This window comes from Metabacillus sp. YM-086 (assembly GCF_048059995.1).
GTDB lineage: Bacteria > Bacillota > Bacilli > Bacillales > Bacillaceae > Metabacillus > Metabacillus litoralis_B.
The window spans coordinates 1-5,268 of record NZ_JBLUOI010000145.1 but is presented as its reverse complement, the minus strand read 5'-3'; the positions used below and the strand labels follow the sequence as shown (position 1 = coordinate 5,268).

5 protein-coding genes are annotated in these 5,268 nt (G+C 37.4%); 4 read left to right on the top strand and 1 reads right to left on the bottom strand.

Annotation, left to right across the window (positions count from 1 at the left end; translation table 11 throughout):
- The 4 genes from iadA to ACEWK1_RS27220 form a co-directional block, all read left to right on the top strand.
- The coding region (gene iadA / locus ACEWK1_RS27235) for a beta-aspartyl-peptidase (protein WP_416636844.1) at window positions 1–930 on the top strand (930 nt) is incomplete at its 5' end.
- 100 nt (window positions 931–1,030) lie between these two features.
- Entirely contained in the window at window positions 1,031–1,471 is a 441-nt protein-coding gene (locus tag ACEWK1_RS27230) for a GNAT family N-acetyltransferase (RefSeq protein WP_416636843.1), read from the top strand.
- Window positions 1,472–1,679: 208 nt separating this feature from the next.
- Window positions 1,680–2,930 (top strand): MFS transporter, encoded by a 1,251-nt coding sequence (locus tag ACEWK1_RS27225; RefSeq protein WP_416636845.1) that lies wholly within the window; start codon window positions 1,680–1,682, stop codon window positions 2,928–2,930.
- A 104-nt stretch (window positions 2,931–3,034) separates the two neighbouring features.
- A complete protein-coding gene (locus ACEWK1_RS27220) occupies window positions 3,035–3,760 on the top strand; it encodes a DUF421 domain-containing protein (RefSeq protein ID WP_416636842.1) in 726 nt (241 codons plus the stop codon).
- 216 nt (window positions 3,761–3,976) lie between these two features.
- Here the strand turns inward: ACEWK1_RS27220 and ACEWK1_RS27215 are convergent.
- The coding region (locus ACEWK1_RS27215; protein WP_416636841.1) for an ABC transporter ATP-binding protein at window positions 3,977–5,268 on the bottom strand (1,292 nt) is incomplete at its 5' end.

The window sequence follows — 5,268 nt, the reverse complement described above, 5'->3', positions numbered from 1 at the left end:
CTGCAATTAACAGATGCTACTTTATCAGGCATTACTACCATTATTGGTGTGATTGGCACCGATGGCACAACAAGAACAATGCCTAATTTAATTGCTAAAGCACGTGCTCTTGAAGAAGAAGGTATCACTTGTTATGTGAATACTGGCTCCTATCAGGTTCCTGTTAAAACACTAACTGGGAAAATTGAAGACGACCTTATCTTAATTGATAGAATCATCGGTGTTGGAGAAATTGCGATTAGTGATCACAGATCCTCACAGCCGACTGTAGAAGAAATGGCGAAGCTCGCATCTGCGGCCCGAATTGGTGGGATGCTTTCTGGAAAAGCAGGCATTGTAAATATTCATGTTGGTGATAGTAATGATCATCTTGATCTTATTCTAAAGGTCCTCGAGACAACAGACCTTCCAATTCGCCAATTTTATCCAACCCATATCAACCGAAATCCGCATCTTTTTGAAGCAGGAATTTCTTATGCAAAGAAAGGCGGCTGGGTTGATTTCACAACAAGTACAATTCCTAAGTTTCTTGCTGAAGGTGAGGTTTCCTGTAGCCAAGGCTTAAAAAGAATGTTAGATGCCAATGTACCGATTGAACAAATTACCTTCACCTCAGACGGGCAAGCAAGTCTTCCTGACTTTAATGAGGATGGTGAAATGGTCGGCTTAAAGATTGGCAAGGTCAATACACTCTTTCAAGCTGTAAAAGATGCTGTTCACCAGGAACAAATACCATTGCAAACAGCCTTAAAGGTCATTACTAGCAACCCTGCTACAATTTTAAAGCTACAGCAAAAAGGCGAACTAAAGCCTGGGAAAGATGCAGATATTGTGCTATTAGATCATGATCTTTCCATTCAATCTGTATGGGCTAAAGGGCAGCATATGGTATCAGAAGGAAAAGCACTTGTGAAGGGGACATTCGAATAATGATTATAAAGCCTCGATTTTCGGGGCTTTTTATTTTCCTTTCACAACGTCCGTAAATCCCTCATATACTGTTGCAGACCATAACCTATGAGGTGTTTTCATGAAGATTAGAAAAGCTACGCAAAATGAAACAAATTCCCTTCTTCATATGACAATTAATACAATGAATGAAAGCTCAATGGGGACTGTTAAAAATGATTTTCATACGGGAATGAATATGTTCGTACCTTTATTAAATAGTGGTGCTTATTACCTTATTGCACTTGATAAACAGACAATAGTGGGCTGGGTTTTACTAGGTCCTGATTTTAATCCAATGAATACTCGAAAAACAGGAAGCATTATTGCTCTTTATGTATTTCCACAATATCGAAAAGCCGGAATAGGCAAGCAGCTTATGAATAAAGCCATGCAAGAGTTAAAGTCTGAAGGATATCACAAAGTACAGCTAAATGTATTTACAGGTAATCCCGCTAAATCATTGTATAAAAGGCTAGGCTTTAAAGAGATTTCTTCCATTATGGAGATGGATATCAATTAAAAGGATTTTCCATCTTCATCTGGTTTTTTTATACTAGTATTCGCATACATATATGTAAACGCTAACACTAATCTTCTTCTCCCTCCATCTGAATATCATGCATTGATATTGTTAATGCTTTATTAACTCAATGTAAAATTTTAGTAACAACCATCCTTCTTTTTAAAATTCTTGTAGAATAGAAGGGAAAGTCTACTAGGGAGGCAAACTGATGAAGCGCTTTACTAAAGAAGAAAATAGTTGGATATTTTATGATTGGGCAAGCTCTGCTTATTCTATTATTATCTCCACAGCCGTTTTTCCAATATATTATAAGGCGGCTGCAACAAATGCAGGTGTGAGTGCCGCAAATTCTACTGCTTATTTAGGTTATACAATCTCAATCGCAACCTTTATATTGGCTATGCTTGGACCTATATTAGGAACAATTGCTGACTATCAGGGCTACAAAAAGAGATTTTTTTCCTTCTTCTTTACGTTAGGAATGGGATTTACCGCACTACTCGCCTTTATCCCCTCTGAGCAATGGCTTCTTTTGCTAGCTTGCTATACATTGGCTGCAATTGGCTTCTCTGGGACAAACATTTTCTATGATGCCTTTTTGGTAGATGTCACAACAGAGGAACGAATGAATCGTATCTCTGCCCGTGGATTCGGACTTGGCTATATCGGAAGTACCATACCTTTTATTATCAGCATTGCCATTATTGTTTTAGCACAAAGTGAACTTATTCCACTTTCTACAACAGCAGCTAGTAAGACCGCATTTATCATAACCGCGGTTTGGTGGGGGCTTTTTACCATTCCACTCTTCAAAAATGTCCAGCAGCGTTATTATATTGAGCGTGAGCCAAATCCGGTATTTAACAGCTTTAAACGATTATTTAAAACACTAAAAGAAGTTCGAAAACATCGTGCTTTGTTTCTATTTTTGCTAGCCTATTTTTTCTATATAGATGGAGTTGGAACCATCATTACGATGTCAACGGCATACGGTACTGACCTAGGTATTAATTCAACAAGCTTACTCATTATTCTCTTTATTACACAAGTTGTGGCTGCTCCATTTGCTATTCTATACGGTAGATTATCTGAACGCTTTACCGGTAAAAAAATGCTCTACGTTGGAATCGTCATCTATATGGGTGTTTGTATTTATGCTTATTTTCTTGATTCGACATTGGATTTTTGGATTCTAGCCATGCTTGTTGCCACTTCACAAGGAGGGATTCAAGCATTGAGCCGCTCCTATTATGCTAAGCTTATCCCAAAAGAGAAGGCAAATGAGTTTTTTGGTTTTTATAATATCTTTGGAAAATTCGCTAGCATTATGGGACCATTGCTTGTAGGAGTAACTGCACAGGTAACAGGAAATTCAAGCAGTGGTGTATTTAGTTTGGTCATCTTGTTTATCATCGGTATTCTTATTTTAATAAAAGTGCCTGAGCCAAAGGCATAAGTGCTTTTTTGAGACGATTTCTATCGTCTCTTTTTCTTTTTAGCGTATTTTATCCAATGCTTTTGGCTACCCTTTGGCTATTAATATGAAAAGGGGTGAAAAGGTTGGAGGACTTAATGAAGGACTTACTTATTGTCCTAGGACGTATTGTCACGATTCTACCTTTGTTGCTTTTTATCACCATTTTCATGGGTAAGCGTGCAATTGGGGAACTCCCAGTTTTCGATTTTCTCATTATTCTTACTTTAGGTGCTGTTGTTGGTGCAGATATTGCAGATCCTAACATCAAACACCTCCCGACTGCTTTTACAGTTGTTATCATTGGACTGTTTCAGAGACTTGTTGCCAGGTGGAAAATTAAAAATCGAAAGTTTGGAAAGCTTATAACCTTTGAGCCTACACTCGTTGTTCAGAATGGAAAGTTACTGAAAGAAAATATTAGTCGCATTCATTACTCAATAGATAATGTTCTTCAAATGTTAAGAGAAAAAAATGCCTTTGATTTAGAAGATGTTGATTTGGCAATCATTGAAGCTAATGGAGCGCTGAGTGTTTTAAAAAAAGCTGAAAAACAAATGGTAACTAGAGAAGATATGAAAATCTATAGCTCTAGCCCCTCCATTTCCTTTCCAGTTATGATGGAGGGACAAATTTATGATAACACACTGCGTTATTTTCAAGTAGACGAAACGTGGTTAAAACAGCAATTAGCACACAAGGGTATTATTAATTACGAGAATATCTTTTATATTTCGCTTAACCGAAACCTTGATTTATCTATTTCATTCAATGATGAGAAAAGTGAAAGGCTTCCTCCCCTGTATCATTAGATAAGAGTAAAAGATGAAAGGTTGGATAATTATTCCGCCCTTTCATCTTTTTCTTTTTACACTCTTTTAGTTTTTCTGTTACGAACGATTTTCTTTACAATTGGATAAATGATAGGAGCCCACTTTACTAGATTCTTCACGAATTTTTTCATTGTTAACCTCCTATTACTTACTATATTCCCCGGAAAATAGGAGGTTAAACACGCTTTGCTCTCTCTATCCTACGTTTGAAACTTCTTTTCCTAGCTGTAATTGATGCATTTTATAATACTTTCCTCTTTGCTCTAGGAGTTCCTCATGACTTCCTCTTTCAACAATTTCACCATGATCTAACACTAAAATATGATCTGCATTTCGAATCGTGGATAATCGGTGCGCAATGATAAATGTAGTTCGTCCTTCCTTTACCACATTTAATGCTTGTTGAATCATTGCTTCAGTTTCTGTATCAATATTAGCTGTTGCTTCATCTAGTATTAAAACCGCTGGGTCATATGCTAAAGCCCGGGCAAAGGAAATGAGCTGTCGTTCTCCTGCTGATAACGTGCTTCCCTTTTCTAAAACTGGCTCTTCAAATTGTTGAGGTAGCTGTTTAATAAATCGCTCTGCACCTACATCTCTCAGAGCTTTTCTTACACGTTCTTTAGGAATTTCAGCATTTCCAAGGCTAACATTTGATTCGATTGTACCTGTAAACAGAAACGGATCCTGTAACACAATGCCCATGTGCTTCCGCAGCTGTTGACGTGGAATTTGGCTTGTATCCATAGAATCTATCGTTATTTTTCCGCGGTTGATATCGTAATATCGGAATAACAGGTTGATAATGGAGCTTTTCCCAGAGCCTGTGTGACCAACTAATGCAACTGTCTCTCCTTTTCTTGCTTCAAAGGAGATATTTTTTAATACATCATTCTCACCATCATACGAGAACGATACATTTTCAAATGTAACATTTCCTTGAAATCTAGGCAGGATCTCTGTGTCCACTACTTCCCCTTTTTCATCGAGTAGTTCAAATACACGCTCCGATGCAACACGTGCCTGTTCCAACTGTGCCAGCTGATTGACAATATCCGTTACGGGCTGGAACAATCGATTTAAATAATCTACAAATGCATACAAAACACCAATTGAGATGATACCTGTTGCTGTTAGTGATTGCCCTCCGAAATACCAGATTAAGGCGACAAATGTGGCATTTCTTAGCACATTTACTAGGTTATGAGAAGTTAAGGCATTTAAACTTAGTAATTTATTTTGATACGTAAAATGCTCTTTATTCAACACCTCAAATTCGTCAATTGTTTGCTTTTTTCGACGAAATGTCCGAATAATCGTCATACCTTGTATCGACTCATTTACCACTCCATTTATATCACTAACACGAGTACGAATTAAATGATTATAGTTAGAAGCTACTTTACGGTAAAGAACCGTCCAGATAAACAAAATCGGTACAACAAGCAAAGTAATCAGTGCCAGCTTGACGTCTAAGAAAAACAAAG